General features: G+C 49.3%; 31 protein-coding genes and 1 pseudogene. 13 read left to right on the top strand and 19 right to left on the bottom strand.

Features of this window, described 5'->3' with window-relative positions:
- Positions 1-2 precede the first annotated feature (2 nt).
- Complete coding sequence (gene msrB, locus ACLJXE_RS08755; protein WP_040233651.1) at positions 3-416, bottom strand: peptide-methionine (R)-S-oxide reductase MsrB; 414 nt, start codon at positions 414-416, stop codon at positions 3-5.
- A 341-nt stretch (positions 417-757) separates the two neighbouring features.
- Between msrB and gapA the strand changes: the two genes are divergently transcribed.
- Positions 758-1,753 (top strand): glyceraldehyde-3-phosphate dehydrogenase, encoded by a 996-nt coding sequence (gapA, locus tag ACLJXE_RS08760; RefSeq protein ID WP_286630155.1) that lies wholly within the window; start codon positions 758-760, stop codon positions 1,751-1,753.
- Between the two features lie 73 nt (positions 1,754-1,826).
- Positions 1,827-2,711 carry a D-hexose-6-phosphate mutarotase gene (locus ACLJXE_RS08765; protein ID WP_410750657.1) on the top strand — a complete coding sequence of 295 codons (885 nt, stop codon included), beginning with the start codon at positions 1,827-1,829 and terminating at the stop codon, positions 2,709-2,711.
- A gap of 81 nt (positions 2,712-2,792) precedes the next feature.
- On the opposite strand, the gene ACLJXE_RS08770 is transcribed toward ACLJXE_RS08765, so the two are convergent.
- The 4 genes from ACLJXE_RS08770 to ACLJXE_RS08785 all read right to left on the bottom strand — a co-directional run bounded on the left by ACLJXE_RS08770 (position 2,793) and on the right by ACLJXE_RS08785 (position 5,476).
- Positions 2,793-3,647, bottom strand: a complete 855-nt coding sequence (locus ACLJXE_RS08770) for an aldo/keto reductase (RefSeq protein ID WP_410750727.1) — start codon at positions 3,645-3,647, stop codon at positions 2,793-2,795.
- Between the two features lie 215 nt (positions 3,648-3,862).
- Entirely contained in the window at positions 3,863-4,213 is a 351-nt protein-coding gene (locus ACLJXE_RS08775; protein WP_286630158.1) for a hypothetical protein, read from the bottom strand.
- A gap of 10 nt (positions 4,214-4,223) precedes the next feature.
- Positions 4,224-4,466: a hypothetical protein gene (locus ACLJXE_RS08780; protein WP_410750658.1), complete on the bottom strand. Its 243-nt coding sequence runs from the start codon at positions 4,464-4,466 to the stop codon at positions 4,224-4,226.
- 263 nt (positions 4,467-4,729) lie between these two features.
- Positions 4,730-5,476 (bottom strand): MipA/OmpV family protein, encoded by a 747-nt coding sequence (locus ACLJXE_RS08785; RefSeq protein WP_286630159.1) that lies wholly within the window; start codon positions 5,474-5,476, stop codon positions 4,730-4,732.
- A 433-nt stretch (positions 5,477-5,909) separates the two neighbouring features.
- On the opposite strand from ACLJXE_RS08785, the gene yeaG reads away from it, so the two are divergent.
- Both yeaG and ACLJXE_RS08795 read left to right on the top strand, forming a co-directional pair.
- Complete coding sequence (gene yeaG, locus ACLJXE_RS08790; protein WP_005120355.1) at positions 5,910-7,844, top strand: protein kinase YeaG; 1,935 nt, start codon at positions 5,910-5,912, stop codon at positions 7,842-7,844.
- 109 nt (positions 7,845-7,953) lie between these two features.
- Positions 7,954-9,237, top strand: a complete 1,284-nt coding sequence (locus ACLJXE_RS08795; protein WP_410750659.1) for a YeaH/YhbH family protein — start codon at positions 7,954-7,956, stop codon at positions 9,235-9,237.
- A 92-nt stretch (positions 9,238-9,329) separates the two neighbouring features.
- On the opposite strand, the gene ACLJXE_RS08800 is transcribed toward ACLJXE_RS08795, so the two are convergent.
- Positions 9,330-9,740 carry a hemerythrin domain-containing protein gene (locus tag ACLJXE_RS08800; protein ID WP_410750660.1) on the bottom strand — a complete coding sequence of 137 codons (411 nt, stop codon included), beginning with the start codon at positions 9,738-9,740 and terminating at the stop codon, positions 9,330-9,332.
- Positions 9,741-9,753: 13 nt separating this feature from the next.
- Complete coding sequence (locus ACLJXE_RS08805; RefSeq protein WP_286630162.1) at positions 9,754-10,524, bottom strand: class I SAM-dependent methyltransferase; 771 nt, start codon at positions 10,522-10,524, stop codon at positions 9,754-9,756.
- A 179-nt stretch (positions 10,525-10,703) separates the two neighbouring features.
- Between ACLJXE_RS08805 and dgcJ the strand changes: the two genes are divergently transcribed.
- The 3 genes from dgcJ (at position 10,704) to ACLJXE_RS08820 (ending at position 13,328) form a co-directional block, all read left to right on the top strand.
- Positions 10,704-12,194: a diguanylate cyclase DgcJ gene (gene dgcJ, locus ACLJXE_RS08810; protein ID WP_410750661.1), complete on the top strand. Its 1,491-nt coding sequence runs from the start codon at positions 10,704-10,706 to the stop codon at positions 12,192-12,194.
- 44 nt (positions 12,195-12,238) lie between these two features.
- Positions 12,239-12,742, top strand: coding sequence for a YbaK/prolyl-tRNA synthetase associated domain-containing protein (locus ACLJXE_RS08815; protein ID WP_410750662.1), 504 nt, complete (start codon positions 12,239-12,241; stop codon positions 12,740-12,742).
- 139 nt (positions 12,743-12,881) lie between these two features.
- Positions 12,882-13,328 (top strand): DUF441 domain-containing protein, encoded by a 447-nt coding sequence (locus tag ACLJXE_RS08820; RefSeq protein WP_410750663.1) that lies wholly within the window; start codon positions 12,882-12,884, stop codon positions 13,326-13,328.
- A 208-nt stretch (positions 13,329-13,536) separates the two neighbouring features.
- Here the strand turns inward: ACLJXE_RS08820 and tnpA are convergent.
- The 9 genes and pseudogenes from tnpA to ACLJXE_RS08865 form a co-directional block, all read right to left on the bottom strand.
- Positions 13,537-13,994 (bottom strand): annotated as a pseudogene (gene tnpA, locus ACLJXE_RS08825) (IS200/IS605 family transposase).
- Positions 13,995-14,178: 184 nt separating this feature from the next.
- Entirely contained in the window at positions 14,179-14,958 is a 780-nt protein-coding gene (locus ACLJXE_RS08830; RefSeq protein WP_410750664.1) for a hypothetical protein, read from the bottom strand.
- A 199-nt stretch (positions 14,959-15,157) separates the two neighbouring features.
- Positions 15,158-15,310 carry a hypothetical protein gene (locus ACLJXE_RS08835; RefSeq protein ID WP_410750665.1) on the bottom strand — a complete coding sequence of 51 codons (153 nt, stop codon included), beginning with the start codon at positions 15,308-15,310 and terminating at the stop codon, positions 15,158-15,160.
- Positions 15,311-15,424: 114 nt separating this feature from the next.
- Positions 15,425-15,796 (bottom strand): hypothetical protein, encoded by a 372-nt coding sequence (locus ACLJXE_RS08840; protein WP_410750666.1) that lies wholly within the window; start codon positions 15,794-15,796, stop codon positions 15,425-15,427.
- The gene (locus tag ACLJXE_RS08845) at positions 15,796-16,158 is read right to left on the bottom strand and encodes a hypothetical protein (RefSeq protein WP_410750667.1); all 363 of its coding nucleotides are present in this window, start codon (positions 16,156-16,158) and stop codon (positions 15,796-15,798) included. Before ACLJXE_RS08845 ends, ACLJXE_RS08840 begins: the two co-directional genes overlap by 1 nt.
- Positions 16,159-16,216: 58 nt before the next feature.
- Positions 16,217-16,384, bottom strand: a complete 168-nt coding sequence (locus ACLJXE_RS08850; RefSeq protein ID WP_410750668.1) for a hypothetical protein — start codon at positions 16,382-16,384, stop codon at positions 16,217-16,219.
- Entirely contained in the window at positions 16,377-16,853 is a 477-nt protein-coding gene (locus ACLJXE_RS08855; RefSeq protein ID WP_410750669.1) for a hypothetical protein, read from the bottom strand. Before ACLJXE_RS08855 ends, ACLJXE_RS08850 begins: the two co-directional genes overlap by 8 nt.
- 575 nt (positions 16,854-17,428) lie before the next feature.
- Positions 17,429-18,064, bottom strand: a complete 636-nt coding sequence (locus tag ACLJXE_RS08860) for a site-specific integrase (protein WP_410750670.1) — start codon at positions 18,062-18,064, stop codon at positions 17,429-17,431.
- 575 nt (positions 18,065-18,639) lie between these two features.
- Positions 18,640-19,428 carry an AraC family transcriptional regulator gene (locus tag ACLJXE_RS08865; protein WP_410750671.1) on the bottom strand — a complete coding sequence of 263 codons (789 nt, stop codon included), beginning with the start codon at positions 19,426-19,428 and terminating at the stop codon, positions 18,640-18,642.
- Positions 19,429-19,527: 99 nt separating this feature from the next.
- Between ACLJXE_RS08865 and ACLJXE_RS08870 the strand changes: the two genes are divergently transcribed.
- Entirely contained in the window at positions 19,528-20,715 is a 1,188-nt protein-coding gene (locus tag ACLJXE_RS08870) for a CynX/NimT family MFS transporter (protein ID WP_410750672.1), read from the top strand.
- A 36-nt stretch (positions 20,716-20,751) separates the two neighbouring features.
- Here the strand turns inward: ACLJXE_RS08870 and ACLJXE_RS08875 are convergent, their stop codons facing one another.
- Positions 20,752-21,459: a CTP synthase gene (locus ACLJXE_RS08875; RefSeq protein WP_410750673.1), complete on the bottom strand. Its 708-nt coding sequence runs from the start codon at positions 21,457-21,459 to the stop codon at positions 20,752-20,754.
- Positions 21,460-21,644: 185 nt separating this feature from the next.
- Here ACLJXE_RS08875 and ACLJXE_RS08880 point away from each other — a divergent pair, with 185 nt between their 5' ends.
- Complete coding sequence (locus tag ACLJXE_RS08880) at positions 21,645-21,992, top strand: DUF488 domain-containing protein (protein ID WP_410750674.1); 348 nt, start codon at positions 21,645-21,647, stop codon at positions 21,990-21,992.
- A gap of 7 nt (positions 21,993-21,999) precedes the next feature.
- Here the strand turns inward: ACLJXE_RS08880 and ACLJXE_RS08885 are convergent, their stop codons facing one another.
- Positions 22,000-22,248 carry a DUF333 domain-containing protein gene (locus ACLJXE_RS08885; protein ID WP_410750675.1) on the bottom strand — a complete coding sequence of 83 codons (249 nt, stop codon included), beginning with the start codon at positions 22,246-22,248 and terminating at the stop codon, positions 22,000-22,002.
- Between the two features lie 186 nt (positions 22,249-22,434).
- Here ACLJXE_RS08885 and ACLJXE_RS08890 point away from each other — a divergent pair, with 186 nt between their 5' ends.
- From ACLJXE_RS08890 to yoaJ, 3 genes are read left to right on the top strand one after another with little or no spacing between them, the layout of a single operon-like run.
- Positions 22,435-23,460, top strand: a complete 1,026-nt coding sequence (locus ACLJXE_RS08890; RefSeq protein ID WP_410750676.1) for a diguanylate cyclase domain-containing protein — start codon at positions 22,435-22,437, stop codon at positions 23,458-23,460.
- Positions 23,461-23,507: 47 nt separating this feature from the next.
- Positions 23,508-23,606: a YoaK family small membrane protein gene (locus ACLJXE_RS08895; RefSeq protein WP_086523648.1), complete on the top strand. Its 99-nt coding sequence runs from the start codon at positions 23,508-23,510 to the stop codon at positions 23,604-23,606.
- Between the two features lie 2 nt (positions 23,607-23,608).
- Entirely contained in the window at positions 23,609-23,683 is a 75-nt protein-coding gene (yoaJ, locus tag ACLJXE_RS08900; RefSeq protein WP_286630190.1) for a protein YoaJ, read from the top strand.
- A gap of 49 nt (positions 23,684-23,732) precedes the next feature.
- Here the strand turns inward: yoaJ and ACLJXE_RS08905 are convergent, their stop codons facing one another.
- Entirely contained in the window at positions 23,733-23,981 is a 249-nt protein-coding gene (locus ACLJXE_RS08905; RefSeq protein ID WP_137382921.1) for a GlsB/YeaQ/YmgE family stress response membrane protein, read from the bottom strand.
- A 361-nt stretch (positions 23,982-24,342) separates the two neighbouring features.
- On the opposite strand from ACLJXE_RS08905, the gene fdhF reads away from it, so the two are divergent.
- Positions 24,343-26,490, top strand: a complete 2,148-nt coding sequence (gene fdhF / locus ACLJXE_RS08910) for a formate dehydrogenase subunit alpha (RefSeq protein ID WP_286630171.1) — start codon at positions 24,343-24,345, stop codon at positions 26,488-26,490.
- The last annotated feature ends 51 nt before the right edge of the window (positions 26,491-26,541 follow it).

The raw sequence follows: 26,541 nt of genomic DNA on the forward strand, positions 1-26,541 counted from the left end.
CTTCAGCCTTTCGTTTGCTCACCGTTTTCACCGTCTGTGAAGTTCAATGACGCTGAATTAACGCAGTAACGCTCGCCTGTGGGCTGAGGCCCATCCGGAAAGACATGCCCCAGATGCGCATCACAGTTTCCACAGCGGATTTCAATGCGCTGCATGCCGTGAGACGTGTCTTTTATGTAACGGATAGCCTCTTCGCTCACCGGCTCGTAAAAGCTAGGCCAGCCGCAGCCAGAGTCGTATTTTGTCTCTGAACGAAACAAGGGATTATCGCAGATCAGACAATGGTAGATGCCATCACGCTTATTGTGCAGCAAACGCCCGGTAAATGGCGGTTCTGTCCCATGATTTTGTGTCACGTAAAACTGCATTTCGGACAAATTTTTTTTCAGTTCTTCTGGGGAAGGTTGCTTAGCCATTTGCTCACATCTCGCTTTATCTAAACTCACATTGCGAGACAGATTCTAACAAAACATTAACACCATAGTGCGAACTTTTGTTCTAAACTTGATCCGTGCGAAATGGCAGCCCAGGAATCGTGAGCGACATCACGTTTTTATCTTGATTGCCCTTTAAAATTCGGGCCGCCGCCCCCATGTGGTTTCAAGCCCAAAGGAAGAGTGAGGCGAGTCAGTTGCGCAAAGCTTAAGCAGCAGTTTGATTTGTCGCAATGATTGACACGATTCCGCTTGACGCTGCGTAAGGTTTTTGTAATTTTACAGGCAACCTTTTATTCACTAACAAATAGCTGGTGGAATATATGACTATCAAAGTAGGTATCAACGGTTTTGGCCGTATCGGTCGCATTGTTTTCCGTGCTGCTCAGGAACGTTCTGACATCGAGATCGTTGCAATCAACGACCTGTTAGACGCTGACTACATGGCTTACATGCTGAAATATGACTCCACTCACGGCCGTTTCAACGGTACCGTTGAAGTGAAAGACGGTCATCTGATCGTAAACGGTAAAAAAATCCGTGTTACCGCTGAACGTGATCCGGCTAACCTGAAATGGGACGAAGTTGGTGTTGACGTAGTAGCTGAAGCTACTGGCCTGTTCCTGACAGATGAAACCGCTCGTAAGCACATCACTGCTGGCGCGAAAAAAGTTGTTCTGACTGGTCCTTCCAAAGACAACACTCCGATGTTTGTTAAAGGCGCTAACTTTGACAAATACGAAGGCCAGGACATCGTTTCTAACGCTTCCTGCACCACTAACTGCCTGGCTCCGCTGGCTAAAGTTATCAACGACAACTTCGGTATCATCGAAGGTCTGATGACAACTGTTCACGCGACCACCGCAACTCAGAAAACCGTTGATGGCCCGTCTCACAAAGACTGGCGCGGCGGCCGCGGCGCATCCCAGAACATCATCCCGTCCTCTACCGGTGCTGCTAAAGCTGTAGGTAAAGTACTGCCAGAACTGAATGGCAAACTGACTGGTATGGCGTTCCGCGTTCCTACTCCGAACGTATCCGTTGTTGACCTGACCGTTCGTCTGGAAAAAGCTGCTTCTTACGAAGAAATTAAGAAAGCAATCAAAGCTGCTTCCGAAGGCGCAATGAAAGGCGTTCTGGGTTACACCGAAGACGACGTTGTATCTACCGATTTCAACGGTGAAGTTTGCACTTCCGTGTTCGATGCTAAAGCAGGTATCGCACTGAACGACAACTTCGTGAAACTGGTTTCCTGGTACGACAACGAAACTGGCTACTCCAACAAAGTTCTGGATCTGATTGCTCACATCTCCAAATAAGTTGAGATGAGACAGTAATCTGTAAGAGCGACTCTGGTCGCTCTTTTTTTTGCTCAAAATAAAGGATTGCGTAATGATTAATAAAATTTTTGCACTTCCGATAATCGAACAAATTACCCCAGTCCTCTCCCGCCGTCAGCTTGATGAGCTTGAGATTGTGGTTGTCGATCACCCGCAGGTCAAAGCCTCTTTCGCACTGCAGGGCGCACATCTTCTTTCCTGGAAACCTAACGGCGAAGACGAAGTCCTGTGGTTAAGCAATAACACACCGTTTAAAACGGGCGTGGCGCTGCGGGGTGGCGTACCCATTTGTTGGCCGTGGTTTGGCCCGGCGGCTCAGCAAGGTCTGCCTTCTCACGGCTTCGCACGTAACCTGCCCTGGACGCTGAAGGCGCACAACGAAGATGACAACGGCGTGGTTCTGACGTTTGAGCTGCAAAGCAAGGCTGAAACGCGTCAGCTATGGCCGCACGACTTTACCCTGCTGGCCCGCTTCAAAGTCGGTGCAACCTGTGAAATGGAACTGGAAGCCCACGGCGAGTTTGAAACCACCTCCGCACTGCATACCTACTTCAACGTGGGTGATATTGCCGCAGTGAAAGTAAGTGGTCTTGGCGACCGCCTGATCGATAAAGTGAACAATGCAAAAGAAGATACGCTGGCCGATGGTATCCAGACCTTCCCGGATCGTACTGACCGCGTTTATCTGAACCCGGAAGCATGCAGTGTCATCCATGATGATTCGCTCAAGCGTAATATCGATGTCGTGCACCACCACCATCTGAACGTTGTGGGCTGGAACCCGGGTCCGGCGCTGTCTGTCAGCATGGGTGACATGCCGGACGATGGCTACAAAACGTTTGTTTGCGTAGAAACAGCGTACGCAACAGCACCGCAGAAGACCACTGCAGAGAAACCTTCTCGTCTGGCGCAAACTATTCGTGTTGCGAAACGATAAGATTTTGCCTGTTGCCTGATGGCGACTTATCCGGCCTACTGACGCATTGCATAGGCCGGACAAGAGAAGTAAACATCGCTATCAGGCCATATCCAATACTGTTTTGCCTGCTGGAGCAGGCCAGGCCTGATCTAATAACCTTAACTCATCAGTAGAGAGCGTTATCTCTAACGCGGCCGCATTCTGTTCGACGTGCGCCACACTCGCCGCTTTTGGAATCGCGATCACGCCTGGTTGACGAATAACCCATGCCAGCAAGATCTGGGCGGCAGTGGCATCGTGTGCACGTGCAATGTCGTTAATCACCGAATGCGTGAGCAGACCACTGCGCAACCGTCCTGCCTGTGCCAACGGGCTATAGGCCATAACCGGCATCTGCTGTTGCTGACACCATGGTAGCAAGTCATATTCAATGCCGCGCGATGCTAAATGATATAACACCTGGTTAGTGGCGCATTGCCGTCCACCCGCAACCTGCCATAGGGCCTGCATCTCGTCATAATCGAGATTTGAAACACCCCACCGACGAATTTTCCCCTGAGCGATGAGTTTTTCCATAGCGCTGACGGTTTCTTCATAAGTAAAGTCACCCGTCCAGTGCAGCAAATAGAGATCCAGATAGTCGGTTTTCAGTCGGCGCAGACTCCCTTCGCAGGCCGCAATCGCTTTTTGTCCCCCGGCATTCCATGGATACACTTTTGACACCAAAAACGCCTCATCGCGCCGACCGTTCAGCGCCTCTCCCACGATCTTTTCTGCTGCACCATCAGCATACATTTCTGCGGTATCAATAAGCCGCAAGCCAAGATCTAACCCTGCCTGCAATGCGGCCACTTCATCCCGACGGCGGCTGGTATTCTCGCCCATATACCACGTCCCCTGCCCTATGGCCGGAAGTCTTACCTGCTGCGTAAAAATCACCTGCTTGTCAGTCATCATCCCCTCCTGTCTTTACGCACCACAATAGCGCAAAGTCACGGGTGTCGCCTTATGACGGTGCACAAAATGCACCATCACTCATTGGGCGGTGTATTGAACTGAGGCAGTAACGGAGAGATTAAAGAATGAAACATATTGAAAATACAAAATAAAAACCCGGAGAGCGTATATCCCCGGGCTTAAATAACCTATGGCTTATTATCAATGCAGGCTTATTTTAAACGCCCTAAATATTTTCCCTGTTGCATTGCTTCAATTTTACCATTTTTATACATAATAACAGTAATTAAACCTGCGCTATACGTTTGTGCTGTCGCTGTATTCTCATCGTTTGATGCGGGTTTGCCATTAATATAGGCAATACCATCAGCACCACGTTTGAAATCGACACCCAGTTTTTTCACATGTACAGGTTTTGCATTGCTGGCATGAACGGGTGCGCTGGCTTCGCTGACCATCGTTTTATGTTCATGTTCTAACTGCTGGCGGTAGGCCTCGCTAATGGCATAGGCTGGCGCGACAGATGACGCCACCAGTGCAGCGATAATGATATACTTTTTCATCGGCTAAACCTTAATCGTTGTTATGCTTTTGGTGATGGTGGGAGTTGCCACCATTCGTGCTGTAGAGGTTTTGCGCGTTCTCCATCGCCTGTTTTTCCGCAGCAGCGTTGATGGTTGCCTGACGGTTTTGTTCCGCAACATAACACGCGTCGCGGCTGATCCCCTTGTTTTGGCAGTCATTCATGCGGGAGGCTTCCGAGGAGCACCCGGCCAGGAGTCCGCCCATTACAGCTATCATAATTAACTTTTTCATTGAATATCCGATGCGAATAATTTTCTTCGCTGTATTTTAAGAGTTGAGTAATATCTGCAATTCAATATTTAATGTCAATTCCATTTTTCAGACCATTACCTAAAAAAGCAAAATAAATATATTAAACAGGTTTCGAATAAAAGATAACTTTCACCGTTAAATAAAATGAAGAAATACGTTATCAAAACCAGGCAGCTGCGGTAAAAATAAAAAGCCCGCATTCTGCGGGCCTGAAATTATTATCTGTTTCTCGTTTAGCGAAATCAGAATTTATAGGTGATACCGGTTGAGATCAGACCCGTCCAGGATTTGTCTACCATCGGGCTGTCTGTCACCTCATCAGACAGACGGGTGTAACGCGCAGTACCGTACACGCTCCAGTCGCCTAAGAAATTATAGTTAGCGCTGAGTTCAAGGTACGGATTCCAGCTGCTTTCGGGATCGTAGCTACGTAAACCACTGCGGGACGATTCGTGACGCGATACACCATAGTAGTACTGGTTCTGGTTTTCACTGTTCCACTCAACACCAATCCCCGGTGTCAGTGTCAGGCCCCCGTTGGTATAACGGTACAGCCATGCCAGATCCCATACGATACCATTACTGTTATCCAGTGCGTCTCCCGCGAGGCTAGTACGCAGGAAACCATATTGCGTGTTATGTACGTAAGAAAGCCCGGCCATCATGGTGCTCTTACGCTTATCGAGATTGCGCAGACGGCTATCGTCGCTGTCGCCCGGCTTGAAGTACAGTGGCGACCAGTACGCCATAACAGATAATTTATCTGTATTATCATTCCACAGGTAGTATCCGCCGCCCAGACCACGGAACCAGAAGTTGTCGCTTTCATAGGTCACAACAGGGATCGGGTAAACGTCACTATCGTAGTTTTTGTAAGGGTGTTCAACCACACCAACGCCTGCGCCCAGCGTCAGGTTGCTTTCTGCTTGCGCGACGCTCGCGGACGTGGCAATGAGCACGCCAAGTGCCAGAAGTTTGAGTTTGGTCACAATCCATAATTCCTTATTCAAATGTTTAGCGACGAAAGTGTAACCGCCAATACGCTTCAGCCCAACTATTTTACGTATTACCTGCCCAATGTAACCCCCTAATTTCTCAGCGAGTGATGACATTTTGCTTGCAGTACGGTGAACACCACATGAATTCAGCCCCATTTCTTTACATAACATGTGCTTTTTTTGCTGATGAGTTATTGATATGCCATTGAAATTCACTTGCGCGTACAGGCAAGTTTTGCAAATGCCATCTACGCTTAGATTTAGAAGGTGTATCACCGAATACGTTGATCTCCTGACCATCGAAATGGCATGAGAGTTGCTTATTTCTTCAGCAGTGACGTCGTTCAGTTTACCTCTTCAGGGGCCTCTACTATTCATATGAACGGCTCTTAACATGTGCTAAAAAACGAAAGGACGGCATACCATGAATATATTCGATCACTATCGCCAGCGTTATGAAGCTGCCAAGGACGAAGAGTTCACGCTGCAGGAGTTTCTTACCACTTGTCGGCAAGATCGCAGTGCTTATGCCAACGCGGCAGAGCGGCTATTAATGGCTATTGGTGAGCCTGTCATGGTTGACACTGCCCACGAACCTCGACTTTCTCGACTCTTTTCGAATCGGGTGATTGCACGTTATCCCGCTTTTGAAGAGTTTTACGGCATGGAAGACGCAATTGAACAGATTGTTTCTTATCTGAAACATGCGGCTCAGGGGCTGGAAGAGAAGAAGCAGATCCTGTATCTGCTGGGGCCGGTGGGAGGGGGAAAATCATCGCTTGCAGAACGACTGAAATCGCTGATGCAAAGAGTGCCCATTTATGTTCTCAGCGCTAATGGTGAACGTAGCCCGGTTAACGATCATCCGTTATGCCTGTTTAATCCGCAGGAAGATGCACAGATCCTGGAAAAAGAGTATGGGGTCCCGCGTCGCTATCTCGGTACGATCATGTCGCCGTGGGCCGCGAAGCGTTTGCATGATTTCGGCGGGGACATCACTAAATTCCGCGTTGTCAAAGTCTGGCCGTCTATTCTGGAGCAAATCGCCATCGCTAAAACGGAGCCTGGTGATGAAAACAACCAGGATATTTCCGCTCTGGTCGGGAAAGTGGATATTCGTAAACTCGAACACCATGCACAGAACGATCCTGATGCCTACGGCTACTCAGGTGCGTTATGCCGCTCCAACCAGGGGATTATGGAATTCGTAGAGATGTTTAAAGCACCGATTAAAGTGCTGCATCCTCTGCTGACTGCAACCCAGGAAGGAAACTACAACGGGACAGAAGGTATCTCTGCCCTGCCGTTTAACGGGATTATTCTCGCCCACTCGAACGAATCTGAATGGGTGACGTTCCGCAACAACAAAAATAACGAAGCCTTCCTCGACCGTGTATATATCGTGAAGGTCCCGTATTGCTTACGTATATCTGAAGAGATCAAGATCTACGAAAAACTGCTTAACCACAGTGAGTTGACCCATGCGCCTTGCGCACCGGGCACGCTGGAAACGCTCTCTCGCTTCACTATTCTTTCTCGTCTGAAAGAACCTGAAAACTCGAGCATTTATTCGAAGATGCGCGTTTATGACGGTGAAAGCCTGAAAGATACCGATCCTAAAGCAAAATCTTATCAGGAGTACCGGGATTACGCCGGAGTTGATGAGGGGATGAACGGTCTGTCCACGCGTTTCGCGTTTAAGATCCTCTCCCGCGTGTTCAACTTTGACCATGCCGAAGTCGCGGCAAACCCGGTGCACCTGTTCTATGTGCTTGAGCAGCAAATCGAGCGTGAGCAATTCCCTCAGGAGCAGGCCGAACGTTATCTTGAGTTCCTGAAGGGCTATCTGATCCCGAAATACGCCGAGTTTATTGGCAAAGAGATCCAGACGGCTTACCTCGAGTCCTATTCAGAATATGGACAGAACATTTTCGACCGTTATGTTACCTATGCGGATTTTTGGATTCAGGATCAGGAGTATCGCGACCCGGATACCGGTCAGTTGTTCGATCGCGAGTCACTGAACTCCGAACTGGAGAAAATTGAAAAACCGGCGGGTATCAGTAACCCGAAAGACTTCCGTAACGAGATCGTCAACTTTGTTCTGCGTGCGAGAGCGAATAACAGCGGTCGTAATCCGAACTGGACCAGTTACGAAAAACTGCGCACGGTTATTGAGAAGAAAATGTTCTCGAATACCGAAGAGTTGTTGCCGGTCATTTCGTTTAACGCCAAAACCTCGACTGACGAGCAGAAAAAACACGACGACTTTGTCGATCGGATGATGGAAAAAGGCTACACGCGTAAACAGGTGCGTTTACTGTGCGAATGGTATTTGCGCGTACGTAAATCGTCTTAACTTTCATGCCCGATGTTGCCGGGCTTATAACGACACTCTGTAGGCCGGATAAGCTTAACGCTATCCGGCATCTACAGAATCTGCGAATAGTTGGCAGTACGGGGGGCATATGACCTGGTTCATAGACCGACGTCTTAACGGCAAAAACAAGAGCACGGTAAACCGTCAGCGCTTCTTACGCCGTTATAAATCGCAAATCAAACAGTCGATCTCCGAGGCCATTAACAAGCGTTCGGTGACTGATGTCGATAGCGGCGAGTCTGTCTCTATCCCGACCGATGATATTAGCGAACCGATGTTTCATCAGGGGCGTGGTGGCCTGCGTCATCGCGTGCATCCGGGTAACGATCATTTTGTACAGAATGACCGTATCGAACGTCCGCAGGGGGGCGGCGGCGGTTCAGGAAGCGGACAAGGCCAGGCCAGTCAGGATGGAGAGGGTCAGGATGAGTTCGTCTTTCAGATATCTAAAGATGAATATCTTGATCTGCTGTTCGAAGATTTAGCACTCCCTAACCTGAAGCAGAATCAGCAGCGTCAGTTAACGGAGTTTAAAACGCACCGCGCAGGATTTACCTCCAACGGTGTGCCCGCCAACATCAGCGTGGTGCGCTCCCTGCAGAACTCACTGGCACGCCGCACAGCAATGACGGCGGGTAAACGTCGTGAACTGCATGCGCTTGAGGCCGATCTTGAAACCATCGCCAACAGTGAGCCTGCGCAGTTACTGGAGGAAGAACGGTTACGCAAAGAGATTGCTGAATTACGGGCAAAAATCGAACGCGTACCGTTTATTGATACCTTTGATTTACGCTACAAGAATTATGAGAAACGACCCGATCCTTCCAGCCAGGCCGTGATGTTCTGCCTGATGGATGTCTCTGGGTCAATGGACCAGTCGACTAAAGATATGGCAAAACGGTTTTATATCCTGCTGTATCTGTTCTTAAGCCGCACTTACAAGAACGTGGAGGTTGTCTATATTCGCCATCATACTCAGGCAAAAGAGGTTGATGAACACGAGTTCTTCTACTCTCAGGAAACGGGGGGAACCATCGTTTCCAGCGCCCTGAAGTTAATGGATGAAGTGGTAAAAGATCGCTACAACCCTGCCCAGTGGAATATCTATGCCGCTCAGGCATCGGATGGCGATAACTGGGCAGATGATTCACCACTGTGTCATGAAATTTTGGCGAAAAAGCTGCTGCCGGTGGTGCGATATTATAGCTATATTGAAATCACCCGGCGTGCACACCAGACCCTGTGGCGTGAGTATGAGCATCTGCAATCTACCTTTGATAACTTTGCGATGCAGCATATTCGCGACCAGGATGATATTTATCCGGTATTCCGCGAACTGTTCCATAAGCAAAGCGCCACTAGCAATAGTTAGCGGGTAGTGACGTAAAAAATCAGCCAGTTTTTCTTCTCTGGCTGATTTTTTCTTGCCGGGTGCGGTGCGTTGCGTTCATACGTAAAATGACGCTACATTCTTTCCACCAGTGGATAGAAGTCTTTATTTTCCCGTTGCATACGCTCATACACTTTACGCAAAACATTGTTGGCGTCGCGTCTGAACGCGTCATCGTTGCCCATCAACTTACTGGCAATATTCCAGCGGCGGGAGAAAACCTCATATTCACTAACGATGTCTGCCATTTCACGCTTAAATTTTGTGCTGACTTGCCGAAGTGCATTATTACCATCCTGTTCAATATGCGGATAAAGGAACTGATCTTCAGCAGATAAATGCGTTTTAATGATCGCACTCATGCTCACTATCGCAGTAGCGATTTCCTGAGCATTGGCTGAAACGCCAGCGAGGCTTAACTGACGCAAAAATGATATTTTTTCCAGTATATCAACATGCTGGCTTTTCATTTTATCAATATTCATCCGTTTATCCTTTTTATTTTCCTTTGATGGAACAGCAGGCAATGTAGTTTAGTTGGTGACGTTGCGAGTGGAAGAAACGAAACATTTTCAAGAATCGGCGACGATTTTCGTACGTCCGCATACCGTTAAACGCAATTTTAATCGCACCCTTTACTCCTTCATCGCGAATTAATCCGCGCGGTGACATCAACGACATTTTGCCATTCTGTTGTATGACCTGTTCAAATCCCGCACTCATCAACAGGTCACTCCATCCTTGTTTCGTCATCGGACTGACGTTTGATTTCACCACCTGAACCAACTGATATTGGTCACCTTCTTCCAGTTTTTGCGCAGTGAACATAATGTCGTGGGTCAACAAACGTCCACCGGGTTTCAGCACCCGATGATATTCCGCAATCAATTTCGCTTTAGCTTTGTCTGCATACATCGTCAGCATGGCTTCGTTAATCACTACGTCGAAGCTGTTATCCGCAAAAGGCAGAGTACTGGCGTTTGCCGCCATGACATGAATGTAATTTTCCAGTCCGTTGAGCGCCACATTGCTTCTGGCCTTGCTCAGTACATTTTTATCCATATCAATGGCATAGACTGTACATCCAAAGCGCTGTACCAGTTCGATGGCCGTCGTAGCCATATTGCAGGCCACTTCAAGGACCTGGCTGTCAGGTGTCAGTTGGGACTGCCGGAACAACCATTCCGTCGCTTCAACCCCGCCTGGGCGCAGGCGGGTTTTTCCCAGGCTGGCTAAAAATGTATGGCCCGCTTTTTCAGTCGCGCTCATTCGCCTGTCTCCTTTTCTATAAGTTGCATTATAAATACAACATTAAAGATTAAAGGTGAAGAGCACGAATGATTTTTATTACAAATAATGCACAATCCTGCAGGATTTTCCGTACTGTTAGAGTGGATGTATGCCGTGTGATAGACTGATGTATCTGACTTACAGGGTTGTAAATCATTATGAAATTGCATCATAAAGCGCTTCGGCACTTTATCTCCGTAAGCGTTATTGTTTTGACATCTTCTTTTTTGGTTTATGAACTTGTTGCCAACGATCGGGCAATGAGCGCGTATATGCGCTACATCATAGAGAAAGCAGATTCATCCTTTCTCTATGATAAATATACTAATCAGAGCATTGCCGCCCATATGATGCGCCAATTTTCATCCCCGAAAAAGCCCATCACAGTCGAACAACGAAAAGCGCTGTGTACCGCTTTCGAAACCGTTAACGGCATACATGGATTCAATCTCACTGCCCATGATTATCTTCCGTTACGCGGTACGTTACAGACCCACTCATCGAGTTGTATTGAACAACTTGACGATATTTTTCTGCTCCCCGCCTTCGATCAGGCCGTAAACGCAAATCGTGAACGGGTAGATTATGGTCAGGGATTAGGCACCATGGAATACAAGTTTCGCTATTACATTGACCTGAAAAACGACTACATCTATTTCTACAACCTGATAAATTCATATCAATTTGCCATGAATCACTGGTCTTTTTTACAGAAAGGTACACTGGGAATTAACCAGAACGATATTGATGATGTTTTTACTGGCCGAACCGTCATTTCCAGTATTTATCAGGACGATCTCACCCAGGAGAAAGTGATGAGTTTTTTGACCCCGGTCTACTATACCGGCAAGCTAAAAGGCGTCGTCATGGTGGATATTAACAAAGACAATTTAAAGAACATATTTTATACCAACGACCGTCCCCTCGTCTGGCGCTATCTCAATGTGACCTTATCTGACATCAACTCAGGTAAAGAGATTATCATTCACCAAAGTGAGAGCGACTTGTTTAAGTATGTTCATTATATTAATGACATCCCAGGCGGAATGCGCATTACATTGTCGCTTGATTTTATGTATTTTATTGTTGCTTCCTGGAAGATATTTGCCTTCTATTTACTGGCAACGGCACTGCTGCTGAACATGGTCAGAATGCATTTTCGTTTGTATCACAACGTCACACGCGAAAATATCAGTGATGCGATGACCGGGCTTTATAACCGTAAAATATTAACGCCCACGCTTGAGCAGCGTTTGCAGCAGTTGATCAACACCGGAACCTGCGTAACTTTTATTGCTATTGATTGCGATAAACTAAAGACAATTAATGACACACTCGGACACCAGGAAGGTGACCGCATTATCACCATTCTGGCCAAAGCTATTCAGGCCTCTATTCGCAAAAGTGACTATGCCATCCGTCTCGGCGGAGATGAGTTTTGTATTATCCTTGTCGATTATGCCCCTGAACTCACCCCCCAACTACTGGATCGTATTCGCGATAACTTACACACTATTGCTCCGGATACCTCCGTCAGTTTTTCCGCGGGGATTTATAACATGCAGCCAAACGACACTATTGATGACGCTTATAAGGCATCAGATGTACAGCTCTATCTGAACAAACAGAAAAAATACCACCGTGAGTGATATTGTATTCGTCAGGATTTTCATCGTAGTACCAGGAGTAAGAAATGACAGATGTAAATAAAGGCAACGCGACGCACCAACGTTTAATTTCGCTGTTGTCAGAACAAGGCGCGACGTATCGTGTGCTCAGCCATGAAGCCGTTGGCAAATGTGAAGCTGTCTCGGAAATTCGCGGTACAGCACTGGGTCAGGGAGCAAAAGCCCTCGTCTGTAAAGTAAAAGGCAACGGCGTCAATCAGCATGTGCTGGCCATTCTCCCGGCTGACCAACAGGCTGACCTGAACCAGCTTGCCGGACATATCGGCGGTTTACGCGCATCACTTGCCAGCCCGGCGGAAGTGGATGAACTGACCGGCTGCGTGTTCGGCGCTATCCCACCGTTTAGTTTCCATCCAAAACTCAAGCTGGTTGCCGATCCGCTGTTGTTTGAGCGCTTTACTGAAATTGCGTTCAACGCCGGACTGCTCGAAAAGTCCGTGATCATGGACACCAAAGATTATTTGCGCATTGCGCAACCTGAATTAGTCCCATTCCATCGCACACAATAGCAAGCCCGTAACATCAGTATCAAAACGCGATATTATGCGTTCGCCCAAAAATAATAATAATCAATAAAAAAGCCTGTTCCGTCACGCATTTACGCGTACAGTAAGCAGGCTTATTTTTTCTTTTGGCAAGGAAACTACGATGTTTGATGTCACACTGCTGATCCTGCTTGGACTGGCAGCTCTGGGCCTTGTCAGCCACAACACCACTGTCGCCGTTTCAATTCTGGTGCTGATAATCGTCCGTGTTACTCCGCTGAATACATTCTTCCCGTGGATTGAAAAACAGGGACTTACCGTTGGGATTATTATTCTGACGATCGGCGTCATGGCTCCCATCGCCAGCGGCACGCTGCCCCCCCCCACGCTTATTCACTCCTTTGTAAACTGGAAATCTCTGGTCGCCATCGCCATCGGCGTTGTTGTCTCCTGGCTTGGCGGGCGCGGCGTCACGCTGATGGGCAGCCAACCTCAACTCGTCGCCGGTTTACTGGTGGGCACAGTATTGGGCGTTGCCCTCTTTCGCGGCGTGCCGGTGGGTCCGCTTATTGCGGCAGGTCTGGTGTCGCTGATTGTTGGGAAGCAGTAGCCAAGCTCGCCAGATAGCGACCTGGTGTTTGACCTAATCTGATATTTTTTATATCAATAAGTTAACCATTAATGGGGTGCTATAAGGGGTACTGTACAGACAAAATATCCTCCGGCATAGCCGGAGGTTTTTCTGATGCGCCTATAAGGCTCTCTTACCAGCCGCGCCCTAACAGGCGCATACGATCTGACATTTGCATCAGACTTCGTTACTTACGGCCCGTAAACGGGCTACCCGGATAAGGGATCGATAACTGCTCCCCATTTTATCCTCTTCAAGCTGGTGCTTTATGTATTCCTGTATCTTCGCCGTGTTCTTACCTACCGTGTCGACGTAGTACCCTCTACACCAGAACTCCCTGTTCCTGTATTTGAATTTCATATCTCCAAACTGCTCGTAAAGCATCAGACTGCTTTTTCCCTTCAGATATCCCATGAAGCTCGACACACTCATCTTGGGTGGGATCTCCAGAAGCATATGGATATGATCTGCACAGCACTCTGCTTCCAGAATTCGTACTTTTTTCCATTCGCACAACTTTCTTAAGATTCTGCCCACTGCCCTGCGCTTCTCTCCGTAGAACGTCTGTCTTCGGTATTTTGGCGCAAAAACTATATGATATTTACAGTTCCATCGGGTGTGCGCTAAGCTCTTTTCGTCCCCCATTGGGACCCCCTTTTGATTTCTTGTTGAACTTTTGCAGTTGCCAGACCGCAAGGTGTTTTAACAAATCAAAAGGGGTTTTGATAACTGGCTCAAAGCTGAAAGCTTTCCGGAACCCCCAGCCTAGCTGGGGGCTTTCTGTGCACAACAAAAAAATCCCCCGAAGGGGATTTACTTTCATATGTGCTTACATTTCCTGATTACCCATTTTATTTACCTCGGCTCGACTAATCACCCCTGAATCCACACGTCTGTCAATTTCCAATTCACATTGATATGACGAACTAGCACCCTCCTTAAGAAGTTCGCCGCTCTGCGGCGAAACAACCGAGTGCTCACAATCCACCAACCCCTGCAGTGATGCGTAAGCCAACTTTGAACTGGACGCTGACGCCCCTTTAGGTGATTGCGATTGTGTTAGCTGCTGCTCTTGCTTGTTAAGTAACTTATCCACCTTGGCGCGACTAACCTTCCCTGAATCTACTCGCCTATCAAGCTCACTCCTACACGCCCCCTCTACCAAGACCTTAACATCGTTCGCGATCTTCTCTCCACCCTCACCCCTCGCACAACTTACCAGGTCTTTCAGTGGATCATTACGCATCTTTTTCTGCATCTCTGGGGCGCTCAGCGCTTCCAGCATTTTTCTTTTTCTCACCTCTGCCTCCGCTTGCTCCTGCACCTGTATCCGCTCCCTACTCGCCTCTTGTTCCGTTTCTTGCAATTGCTGCTGATACTGCTGTTGCTGATTCACTAAATCAAACATCTCTTCACAGCGCTCATACTGACGCTCATCCATATCCGCCCTGACTTGGTCTATATATCTGCCTGTCAGAGCTGCGCCAAATTGAGATCCAGCCGCACCCGCCTTAAGGCTTTGGCATTGCGGGTGATTTGCTTTTCCCACACACCCAGAAAGTAGCATCGCAGCAAGCGGAAATATCAGCAGTAATGACTTATTGGTCATAAGAACAATACCCTCCCTTATGATGCGAACCGATTCCCCCGTGGGGATGCTCACCCTTTGGGCAAGCCATTGCAGATGCCGCAACCAGCAGCAAACCTAAGCACATAATCATTTTTTTGATTTTCATGAGATTTTTCCTAGCCAATAAAAAACCCGCACATCATGCGCGGGTTATCGTTGGGTTTTGTTGCTTAGCGTGCTAATGATTGAGGCGCTTCACCCCTTCCGTGCCGTATTCGATAAGTTTGATCGCCTCTTCTGTCTGTCCGGCCTTTAGCAGCCTGTGCAGTTCAAACAGCATTCCTACCAACTCTGCTACGGCCTTTTCTCTGTGCGTTCCTTGTTTTTCCATGCCACCCTCCTTGAACCAGGCTATTCCTTGAGCTGGTTTTCTACAACCGGAACAATTATGCCCGCGTTTAGCGCCAGCAGTTCGCCATAGATTTCCGCTTTTATAGACTCTCTCTCAAGCGCGATGCTCATTCCCACGAAACTTTCCATCAGCGACACCGACGAAAGAATATTTCCGTTTAACCGGCTTGAGAGCTTCGCTTGCCCAATCAGACAACCCCCACCCCGAAGACGCCGCGCCCAACCCAGCGCCTACAGAATTAGAGGCGCTCATTCCAACACCGCTCATTGCTGGCGTATTAGGAACTAACTCACTAACAGCCCCTCCCACAACCTGCTTAGCCTCCGCCGCAGTGTCGCCCATCCCAAGAAAATCGGCCGCATCGCCTACACCACCAACAATTGCCGAACCAACCGCCTCTACCCCATCAACGATTTCTGGTGCGTACTCTGCTGCAGCCGCGCCCACATCAACCCAAAAACCCATTAGAGCAACCCTCCACCACTTTGCTTGGATGTTGACGTGGTGTTGGTTGTCGTATCAATACCCGCCGCTGGTAAGATTTCCTGCATCAAAACAGAGAAATCAATCAAATCCATGTTGTTGTTAATCATGCCGTTTTTGCGGTTGTTGTTGGCGGTCTGCTGATTGAACCATTGCTCAAACAACCCGGCGTTAAACTGGTTCTTCTCTCCGCTCGATGCAATTTTCGCGCCCGTCTGGAAGATGGAACCACCAGCGCCCATAAGCTGATCCAGAAGACCAACCTCACCTCTCATCGCGCCAGTTGTCAGGCCAATGGAGCCGGAGAGGATTTTTGCAGCAAGGTCGCTTTCCTGCTGAACCATGCTGTTAGCACCGGAGGCGAGAATGCTGTTTGTCGCGTTCTGCGCGGTACTGGAACCACTACGGTTTAAAGAAATCCAGCTTATAGAACTTGTTGAAGTGCGCCGACAACCTGAGCAGATGAATATGCTCGCGCATCTTCCCCTTGCCCTGAGAGACAATCATCACCGCGAGCGAGCGAACCCGGTCACGGTATTCTCTGGTTGTGAACTCCTGGCGCTCAGTCACTGACAGCACCCTTCATGACGTCGCGCTCGATAGCGTCGAGATCTGAATCAGAGAGATACGCATCAGATTGACCAGCAAGCGCGGCCCGTGATTTATCAGCCAATGTTGGAGCGAGAGACACAAGGCGCGTGGCGGTTGTTGCGAGATTGGCGAATGCGGTAGCTTTGATGTTTGGTGATTCCAAATGGTCAAAGATTCGCGTCATCAAGCCACCACGTTCAACAAACACAGCAACTTCATTGTTGAGTGCGCTTGCGCGTGTTGCCATTGACAATGTTTCAAGGTGGGCGGCGTAGCGCTCAAAGTGTTTTTGAGTGACTACACCTTTGCGAGGTGCAAAGCCAAGCTTGCGCATTTCCCGTAATTGAGCCTTGCCCACTTCGGATGCTGCTTGCTTGACCTGCTCCCTACGGAGTGCGGACTTTTGGTTCTGCTGCTCTTTGCGAGCATGTGCAGGTTTACTACTCATCACCAGCTCTCGCTAGCGACGGGCCTCATGCCCCTTGAGTTAAACTCATGAATAGAATCTGTCAGGCGAACCCGAGCAGTAAAAAAAATATTTCTGCGACTTGGCTGAGTGAGTGCGAATTGGGATTCGCGCCTCAGAGAAACGGCTCAAGAAACAGAAGTGACAAAGGTTGCCATTTTTTAGGACTAACCAATGTCACTTAACTCTCTGGAATTCTCGTCTCGGGAGGGTCCGTATACGAAGTTTCCAGCCCAACCCCAACGACCAAGGCGTGCCAGATGGGTGATGCAACGTTAGGGCTTATCCTGTCAGCCCCGCCCGGTGTGCACCGACTTAGGAACCTATCCCGGAACTCAATCCGTGAGGTTCTTAAACTAAATCACGAGTCACCGATGGGGTGTGGCGTTCCAAGTACTCCATTTCTCTCGCCATAGTCCTCGTAACCAAGCCAGTGACAGCCTCACCGCCGACTATGACTCTACAGCAGACACGTACCGACACGCGGAAACAATAGCCTGTGCAGCAAGCCGACTTTCCCGGCTCCTTTTTAGGGAAGCACGGAATATTCCATGCTGTCAATCTTTCGTATTGTTGCGTTTTTGTAGCTCATTGAAACGGTCATGAATGGTTTTGGGGTACAACTCAGTGTATACAGTCCAGAGCGTTTGCAAATTGCGATGCCCCGTAACCTGAGCGACTTCTTCAATCGAAAATCCCATTTCAAATAAACGACTAGCACCTTCACGCCGCAAATCATGATAGTGCAAATTATCTATTTCAAGCTCTTTGCAAATAATTGCAAACTTATCGCTTATTGTTTTTGAACGGTAGGGGAAAAAACGCCCATCAACGCTATCTGGACGGTTGTTCACTATATCCCACGCACGACCAAGAAGAGGGACAAAAATATGATTTCCAATCTTTTTTACCGCGTCCTTTCTATCCCTAACCAGAACAGCTCGCTGACCCTCATCAATATCAGATTTTAATATCCGGCATATTTCCCCAATTCTCATACGAGACAATATTGATAACTCAAAAATATCGTCAAAAGGAATGTCCTTATATGAATTGCGGCGTCGGTTTTTTAATTCAGAATACAACAGCTCTATTTCTTCCCCGTTTGGTCGCCTACTTCTTTTATTTGACCTGCCGCTAATCTTTTTCTTTTTCGAGTACAACCTGGCCTCAGCCAACTGCCCACTATCCACCTCAACACCAAAGAACGGGCGTGCGGCTTCCAGAACTGTGGATAGGTGCCCGTAGTACTCTGTAACTGTTTTTGGCGATCTGTCTGTTGCTCGGAGCCAACGCGCGAACTCAATGTAATGAACCGCCCTTATGTCGCTAAGCTACATGCTGCCTAGCTCGGTTCGTTGAATTACTCGCAACTGACTTTCTTTGGAATAGTTCGGCCTCAAGTCAGAATGTGCGATGAATCGCTCTATGAGCGACGATAGAGACTCCCCCTTGTCAGGGGTTGGCATTCCACTTGTTTCAAGCTCAGCGACCCTTTTGGCGCCCCACGATTTAGCGAGAGCCGGCCTTGCAAAAGTTTGGTTTTCGCGGTATTCGTATACGCCACCCTCCTTAATTCCTACAGTGCATCTGTAGCGGGGTGTACCATCCTTTCTCAGTCTCTTCTCAATCGTATAAAAAGCCATTATTCAAAATCTCCGGGGTGCTGTGCGGGGAACTGACGCACATAAAATAGAGATTTTGGGAGGCTTTGCGTGATTTTAAGTGCTAAATAGTCACCACAAAAAAAACCACAACATAATGATATTTAACTAATTTTATTTAAACCCGAAATGTAAGCGCCTGGTGTTTGACCCAGGCCTTTCTTGAACATGGTGATAAACGCGGTCGTTGAATCGTAACCGAGCATTTGAGCGACCTGTTGTACATTGTGCCCGTCGATCAGTGCCTGCAGCGCCAGGATCAGTTGCAACTGATGGCGCCAGCGGCGAAAACTTAGCCCCGTTTCTTTGACGACCAGACGGGCAAGGTTACGCTCACTCATGGCAAACACGTTGGCCCACTGCCCCAGTGTTTGCCATTGTGCAGGCTCCTGCGCCATCGTCGCCACCATCTTGCGAATTTTCGGGTGATCGGATACCGGTAACTGCATTTGCTCCTGTGGCTGCTGTGGTAGTTCGTCAAACAACACCTGCGTTAACCGCTGGGTGGCTGGTTCACAGAGCTGGGCATCCGTTTTGTTCGCCAGCGCAAGAATAAGCTCCCGGCATAATGGCGTTATTTTCAGCGTACAACAGCGTTCCGGCATCACTACTGCATGAGGTTCAATGAATAAAAAGCACAATTGCGCGCCAACGGTAACGTGGTTGCTGTGCGGAATTTCACCTGGTATCCACACAGCATATTGCGGCGGCACCATCCACATGGCGTTCTCAACTTCGCACGTAATTGCGCCATGCAACGCCAGGATTAACTGGCCTTTGCGGTGTTGATGCAGTGGGCTGAAAAGTTCGTCTTCCTGAGCCTGAATACAAAAAGCCACAGCGGCATCGTGGTAAAGATCGGGTTGATACCCGTCCAGCCTCAGTCCAAACATAAGAATGTCCGATTTTAGCGATAAACTGTCATTTTAGCTTGATTCATCCACAGAGTAAAAACGCTAAGGTAACGCCTCGCCTGACGATATGAGAAAAAAATGACTAACTCCCCTTCTTCCCGCGGTAAAAACGGTGCGCTGTTAATTGCGGGTATCCTGATGATCGCGACCACACTACGCGTTACGTTTACCGGCGCAGCCCCTTTACTGGACGCGATTCGCACTGACTACGGTCTGACCACCGCCCAGACGGGACTCCTGACCACGCTACCACTGCTTGCTTTTGCGCTGGTGTCGCCTCTGGCGGCAACCGTCGCTCGCCGTTGGGGTATTGAGCGCAGTCTGTTAGCCGCCATGCTGCTGATCTGTGTGGGTATTGCTATACGTTCACTCCCTTCATCCGGAGCCCTGTTTGGCGGGACGGCAGTTATTGGCTGTGGCATCGCACTGGGAAATGTCCTTTTGCCGGGCCTCATTAAGCGTGATTTTTCACAGCATGTGGCAAAGCTCACCGGGGCGTATTCGTTAACAATGGGCGCTGCAGCAGCGCTGGGTTCGGCAATGGTCGTGCCGCTGGCGTTAAATGGCTTTGGCTGGCGCGGTGCGCTGATGATGTTAATGGTCTTTCCGCTGCTGGCGTTATTGATCTGGTTACCTCAGTGGCGCCAGACGGCCAATGCCAGCCTCAGCAATTCGCGAGCGTTGCACTCCCGCGCAATCTGGCGCTCCAGTCTCGCCTGGCAGGTCACGCTGTTTTTGGGCATCAACTCGCTTATTTATTACGTTATTATCGGCTGGCTACCCGCCATTATGATCAGTCACGGCTACAGTGAAGCTCAGGCGGGGTCGCTGCATGGCTTGCTACAACTGGCGACCGCAGCGCCCGGGCTACTGATCCCCCTCGTTCTGTATCGGTTTAAAGATCAGCGTACTATCGCCGCACTGGTCTCGTTAATGTGCGCTGTTGGCGCGACAGGGTTTGCTGTCATGCCTGGCCAGGCGGCCCTGTGGACCGTGTTGTTTGGCTTTGGCTCCGGTGCCACGATGATCCTTGGCCTCACCTTCATCGGGCTACGTGCAAGCTCTGCGCACCAGGCCGCCGCACTATCGGGCATGGCGCAATCTGTCGGGTATTTACTGGCCGCATGTGGGCCGCCAATGATGGGGAAAATTCACGATCTTAACGATAGCTGGCAGATCCCGCTGGTTGGCGTCGCGCTGCTAGCCCTCGTCATGGCCGTGTTTGGCGTCTGTTCAGGACGCGAGAAAGAGATCGCCTGCACGTAATACATCGGGCAGGCGAATAACCAACCTGGCCGGTTGTTATCCTCTGGCCGCGCGCAGCAGTGCCTGGACGAGTGGCACAGGCTTTCCTGCCAGTGCCCCTCGTTCGTGCTGAAAAAGCGTCCCGACATAAAACGGATGTGTCACCAGTTCAATTGCGCGAACGTCACCAGCGTCATCCCAGCCCGTCACTCGCAGATCGCCGCTTTCAAGCTCAGCGGCAAAAGCTTCCGAAACGCCATAGTTACAGTGATACCCCTCTGTAATGACATCCCGTCCGTAGGCCCTGGCGATCAGCGTATTCGCACGCAGTTCAATATCATCCGTCTTTTCGACCAACGAGCAGCTCAGCGGTGCAATCACCATACGCCCCGTGGTATCTGTTTCCGCATGTGCGGCATCACGCCAGCCCAGCACATTGCGAGCATACTCGAGAATGGCATGCTGAAAACCGCCACAAGTGCCCAAAAAGGGAATGCTGTTTTCGCGTGCGTAACGAATTGCCGTCAGCGCGCCTTCCGGGTGCTGGTAAGGACTGCCGGGGACCACCCAGATGGCATCATAGCCGACTAAATCTTCGCCACTACTAATATCGGATGTGGTGAGCCAGTCATAATCAGCCACTAATTCCAGAACGGCAGCAGCATCATCGATGGCAAGGGGAATAGCCTGATGCGCCAGAATATCGGGGCTGTAATCGCCTACCAGCGCAATGCGAAGCGTATCTTTAACAGGGGAAATGTCCATTAGCTTTCCTTATGTCCAAACAATGAGGGACAACATAAGGAGCCTCAGCCTACCGATTTTTTGTTGTTATCACAATCCCTTAAATTGAGAGTCTGTGTGGCCAAAATGCTATAATGGTCACGTTTTACGATCTTATTTAACCGTAATGAAGACGGGTTCAGTGGCTTAGCGGAGCGGATTAAAAGATGAATATTCAGTGTAAACGCGTGTATGACCCGGCAGAAAAAAGTGATGGCTATCGTGTTCTGGTCGACAGGCTGTGGCCGCGCGGGGTGAAAAAAACCGATCTTGTTTTCAATGAATGGGATAAAGCGCTGACGCCCTCGTCTGATTTACGTAAGGCATTCCACGCAGATGTCATCGATTTTGCCCATTTCGCCGAGCAATACCGCGCAGAACTTGCCCAGCAACAGCAGGAAGGCAAGCGGCTCGCGGATATTGCCCGGCAACAGCCGTTAACGCTGCTGTATGCGGCGAAGGATACGCAGCAAAACCATGCGCAGGTTCTGGCTGAGTGGTTACGTCAATGGTGACAGTGGGTTATTTGCCCGTTGCCGGATGATCTCTGCGCCAAAGCGCCCATTCATCAATAATTTCGCCACCGGGGAGTTTGCAATCTGACCTTACGCCTTGCGGTGTCTGCACCGCAATCAGCACGCCGCCCTTTTGCTCACAATATACGGATGCCGGGTTCGCCATGCCAACTTTCGGTGGTACGGGTGCTTCAGGTGATGTGGAACACCCCGCCAGCACCAAAATGCCGGGCACAACAATAGAGGCCAGTTTCATATTAACTCCTGTTATAAACGTTACACTGGGAGAGTACCCCTACTCTCCACCTATCTCCATGTTTTACTGATGTGTTTCAAACCCATGTATACATTTTGCCCCGGATAGCGTGTTTCATCTTTCCCTCCGATGTTCTATTATGCGGGCAATACAGGACTTATCAGCATTCTGGAGTATTTACCTCTCATGTCAGACATGATCCTCGCCCGAGTCTCACAATCATTAGCCACGGAGCAGTCTGTTGAGAGTCTGGTTCGGCAACTTCTGGAGATGCTGGAGGTAGTGACTGAGATGGAATCGACCTATCTTACTAAGGTCGATTTAGATGCGCGTCTGCAGCATATTCTGTATGCGCGTAATAGTAAGCAAATGCAGATCCCCGAAGGACTGTCGGTGCCATGGGATGAGACACTCTGCAAGCGCGCAATAGACGCAAACTGTCTGTATAGCGATAACGTTCCCGCGCGTTGGCCAGAATGTACCGCCGCACGCGCACTGGAGATCACAACCTTTCTGAGTACTCCAGTTCATCTGCCCGATGGCACATTCTATGGTACCCTCTGCGCAACCAGTCGTCAGCAACAACCGCTAAGCGAACGAGGTGAGCAGGTACTGCATCTGTTCGCGGGCCTGATTGCGCAGTCTATCCAGAAAGAATCTCTGGTTGCTCAGTTACGTGAAGCGAATGCTGCGCTGATAGCCCACTCCTACACTGACGTTCTGACCGGGCTACCTAACCGTCGGGCAATATTTGAAAATATCGAAACCCTCTTCTCGCTGGCACGCCACCTCAGACACAAAATTATTGTCGCCTATATTGATTTAGATGATTTCAAACTGATCAACGATCGTTTTGGGCACGAAGTCGGTGACCAGTTTTTGATCCAAATTGGCCAGCGTTTACGCCGTGGGTGCAGTGAGAATGATATTCTTGGTCGTCTGGGCGGTGATGAATTTTTAGTCGCCAGCCTGTCAGTGGAAAACGAAATGTCGCCGTGTGTTCGTTTGCAAAGCGTGAAAAACCACTTACAGCAGCTAATTTGTGGTGACTATGACCTGGGTGAAATCTGTCTGTATTATCCGGGAGCCAGTCTGGGCGTTGTGGAAATAGACCCGCTGGAGACAGACGTCAACTGTGCGCTTCATCTTGCAGACAGTGTGATGTATCAGGATAAGAAACGTCAGGATAAAACCGCTTTTGTCGTACATTAAGCCCTGTTATGCTTAATCGTCTTTAAATTATTCTGGCAGATAAGCGTATGCGACTCGGTATTATTTTCCCCGTTATTATTTTCATTTCCGCTGTCGTTTTCCTGTCCTGGTTCTTTATTGGCGGCTACGCCTCACCAGGAGCATAACGATGAAAAAAACAACGCTTATTATGATTGGCGTGGCCATTGTTGTCGTGCTGGGAACGGAACTGGGCTGGTGGTAACCAAAAATGAAGGCCACAAAAATGTGGCCTTTATTGTCTTTTTCGTTACTTAGCTTTTGATTTTTCTGTAGATAAACAACACTACAATTGCGCCAATAATTGCCACGACAAAGCTGCCGAAGTTGAAACCATCAACTTTACCAAATCCAAAGAATGTACTGATCCATCCGCCCACAACGGCACCAACAACCCCTAAGATAATGGTCATAAAGAAACCGCCGCCATCTTTCCCTGGCATGATCCATTTTGCCAGGATCCCCGCGATAAGACCAAAAATCACCCATGAAATAATACCCATTATTTTCCTCGCTTATGTTTTTACGTGAACGATTTACTCGTTGTATAAAAGCATAGCATAGCGCCGAAAAATTAAAATTTGTGATCAGGGTCACTTTGATTTTTCATCTTTATCTGATGTTTCATGAGGTTAAACCACGCAAAAACGGTGATATTTACTGACGTTTGTCGTCATTAGTGTCGAATCGTCAGTCATTATTCTGCTATTTTTGCTTTCGCTCCCTGCCATTGCTGAGTTTTCAATTCTGGCACAGTTTATGCTTTACACAGCCCGTCGCTACGACAAATCGTAGTCCGCGAAAACGCTCGCGAGACTCCGTCTACAATTCGCGCTATTTCAGCATTTAACAGGTCTGTTATTGATGAAAAAAATCACCAGTGTTTGCCCGTACTGTGGGGCCGGGTGCAAGCTCAAGCTTGTTGTTGAAAATAACAAAATCATCCGCGCTGAAGCCGCTGAGGGTGTAACGAACCAAAACCAGCTATGTCTGAAAGGCTACTATGGCTGGGACTTTCTGAACGACACTCGCCTTTTGACTCCCCGTCTGACCAGACCAATGATCCGTTATGAAAAAGGTGGGAAATTCACGCCCGTCAGTTGGGATGAAGCCATCCGCTATACCGCAAAACGCTTATCCGATATCAAAAATACCTATGGTCCTCGCGCCATCATGACTACGGGTTCGTCTCGTGGAACCGGGAATGAGACCAACTACGTGATGCAAAAATTTGCACGTGGCGTACTCCACACCAACAATGTCGATTGCTGCGCCCGCGTATGCCACGGTCCATCCGTCGCGGGGCTGCAGGAAACGCTGGGCAATGGTGCGATGAGTAACTCAATTAGCGACATTGAAAACTCAAAATGCCTGCTCATCTTTGGCTATAATTGCGCCGACTCCCACCCGATTGTGGCTCGTCGGGTGATCAAAGCCCGCCAGAACGGGGCAAAAATCATTGTCTGCGATCCCCGCCGCATTGAAACAGCCCGAATAGCAGACCAGCATCTGCAGTTGAAAAACGGTTGTAACATGGCGCTGGTCAACGCGTTTGGCCACGTGCTTATCGAAGAGAAGCTGTATGATCACGAGTATGTGCAAAAACATGCCGAAGGCCTCGAAACCTACTGGGAAACTGTCAAGGATTACGCGCCCGAAGCCGTTGAACATTTAACGGGTGTGCCTGCACAGCAGGTTCGTCAGGCAATGCGTACGTTCGCTTCCGCCCCCTCGGCGACCGTGATGTGGGGAATGGGCGTGACCCAGTTTGGTCAGGCGGTTGACGTGGTTCGTGGTCTGTCGAGTCTGGCATTGCTGACCGGAAACCTGGGGCGTCCAAATGTCGGCGTTGGCCCGGTGCGCGGGCAAAATAACGTGCAGGGCGCGTGTGATATGGGCGTACTGCCGAACCAGTTCCCGGGCTATCAGGACGTTACCGATTTCGCCGTGAGAGAGAAGTTTGCCAACGCATGGGGTATTGACGTAAATCTGATGGATGACAAGGTCGGCACCCGGATCACTGAAGTCCCCCATCTGGCAATCGAAGGTAAAGTCAAAGCCTACTACATCATGGGTGAAGATCCGCTGCAAACTGAGGCCGATCTGGGCCTGGTCCGTGAAGGCTTTAACGCGCTCGATTTTATCGTGGTACAAGACATCTTCATGACTAAGACGGCAGAAATGGCTGACGTTCTCCTGCCCGCAACATCGTGGGGCGAACACGGCGGCGTCTTTACCTGCGCCGACCGCGGATTCCAGCGGTTTGAACAGGCGATTGAACCGACGGGGGATGTCAAACGCGACTGGGAAATCATCAGTCTGCTTGCCACCGCAATGGGCTATCCGATGCAGTATCAAAATAACCAGCAAATCTGGGATGAGATGCGCGAGCTATGCCCGCTCTTCTACGGTGTGACTTACGAAAAGATGGGTGACATGGGCCACGTTCAGTGGCCATGTCCGGAGCTTGATCACCCAGGCACGCCATATCTGTATGCACACAGCCAGTTTGATACCGCCAATGGCAAAGGTAAATTGTTTGCCGCACAGTGGCGTGCTCCTGCAGAAGTGCCTGATGAAAAGTACCCAATGGTATTATGCACTGTGCGAGAAGTCGGCCACTATTCGTGCCGCTCAATGACCGGCAACTGCGCAGCATTGCAGGCCCTGGCCGATGAGCCGGGCTATGTTCAAATCAGCACGCGTGATGCGGAAAACCTTGGTATCCGTCATCGTGATCTGGTTTGGGTGAGCTCGCGTCGTGGCAAGGTTATCAGTCGGGCTGATGTCTCTGAACGCATCAATCCCGGAACCGTGTACATGACCTATCAATGGTGGATTGGCGCGTGTAATGAGTTGACCCAGGATAATCTGGACCCCATCTCAAAAACCCCGGAAACCAAATATTGCGCCGTCAATGTTGAGCACATCACCGATCAAGGTTGGGCGGAGAACTATGCCGCGAGATCTTACAGCGAGATGAAATCACGTCTGTGTGAAGCCATCGCGTAAGCAACCTGCACCTTTGCCTGAGCCGCCCTTCCTGGCTCAGGCAAATGCCAT

The organism is Citrobacter sp. U14242 (assembly GCF_046555775.1).
Taxonomy (GTDB): domain Bacteria; phylum Pseudomonadota; class Gammaproteobacteria; order Enterobacterales; family Enterobacteriaceae; genus Citrobacter.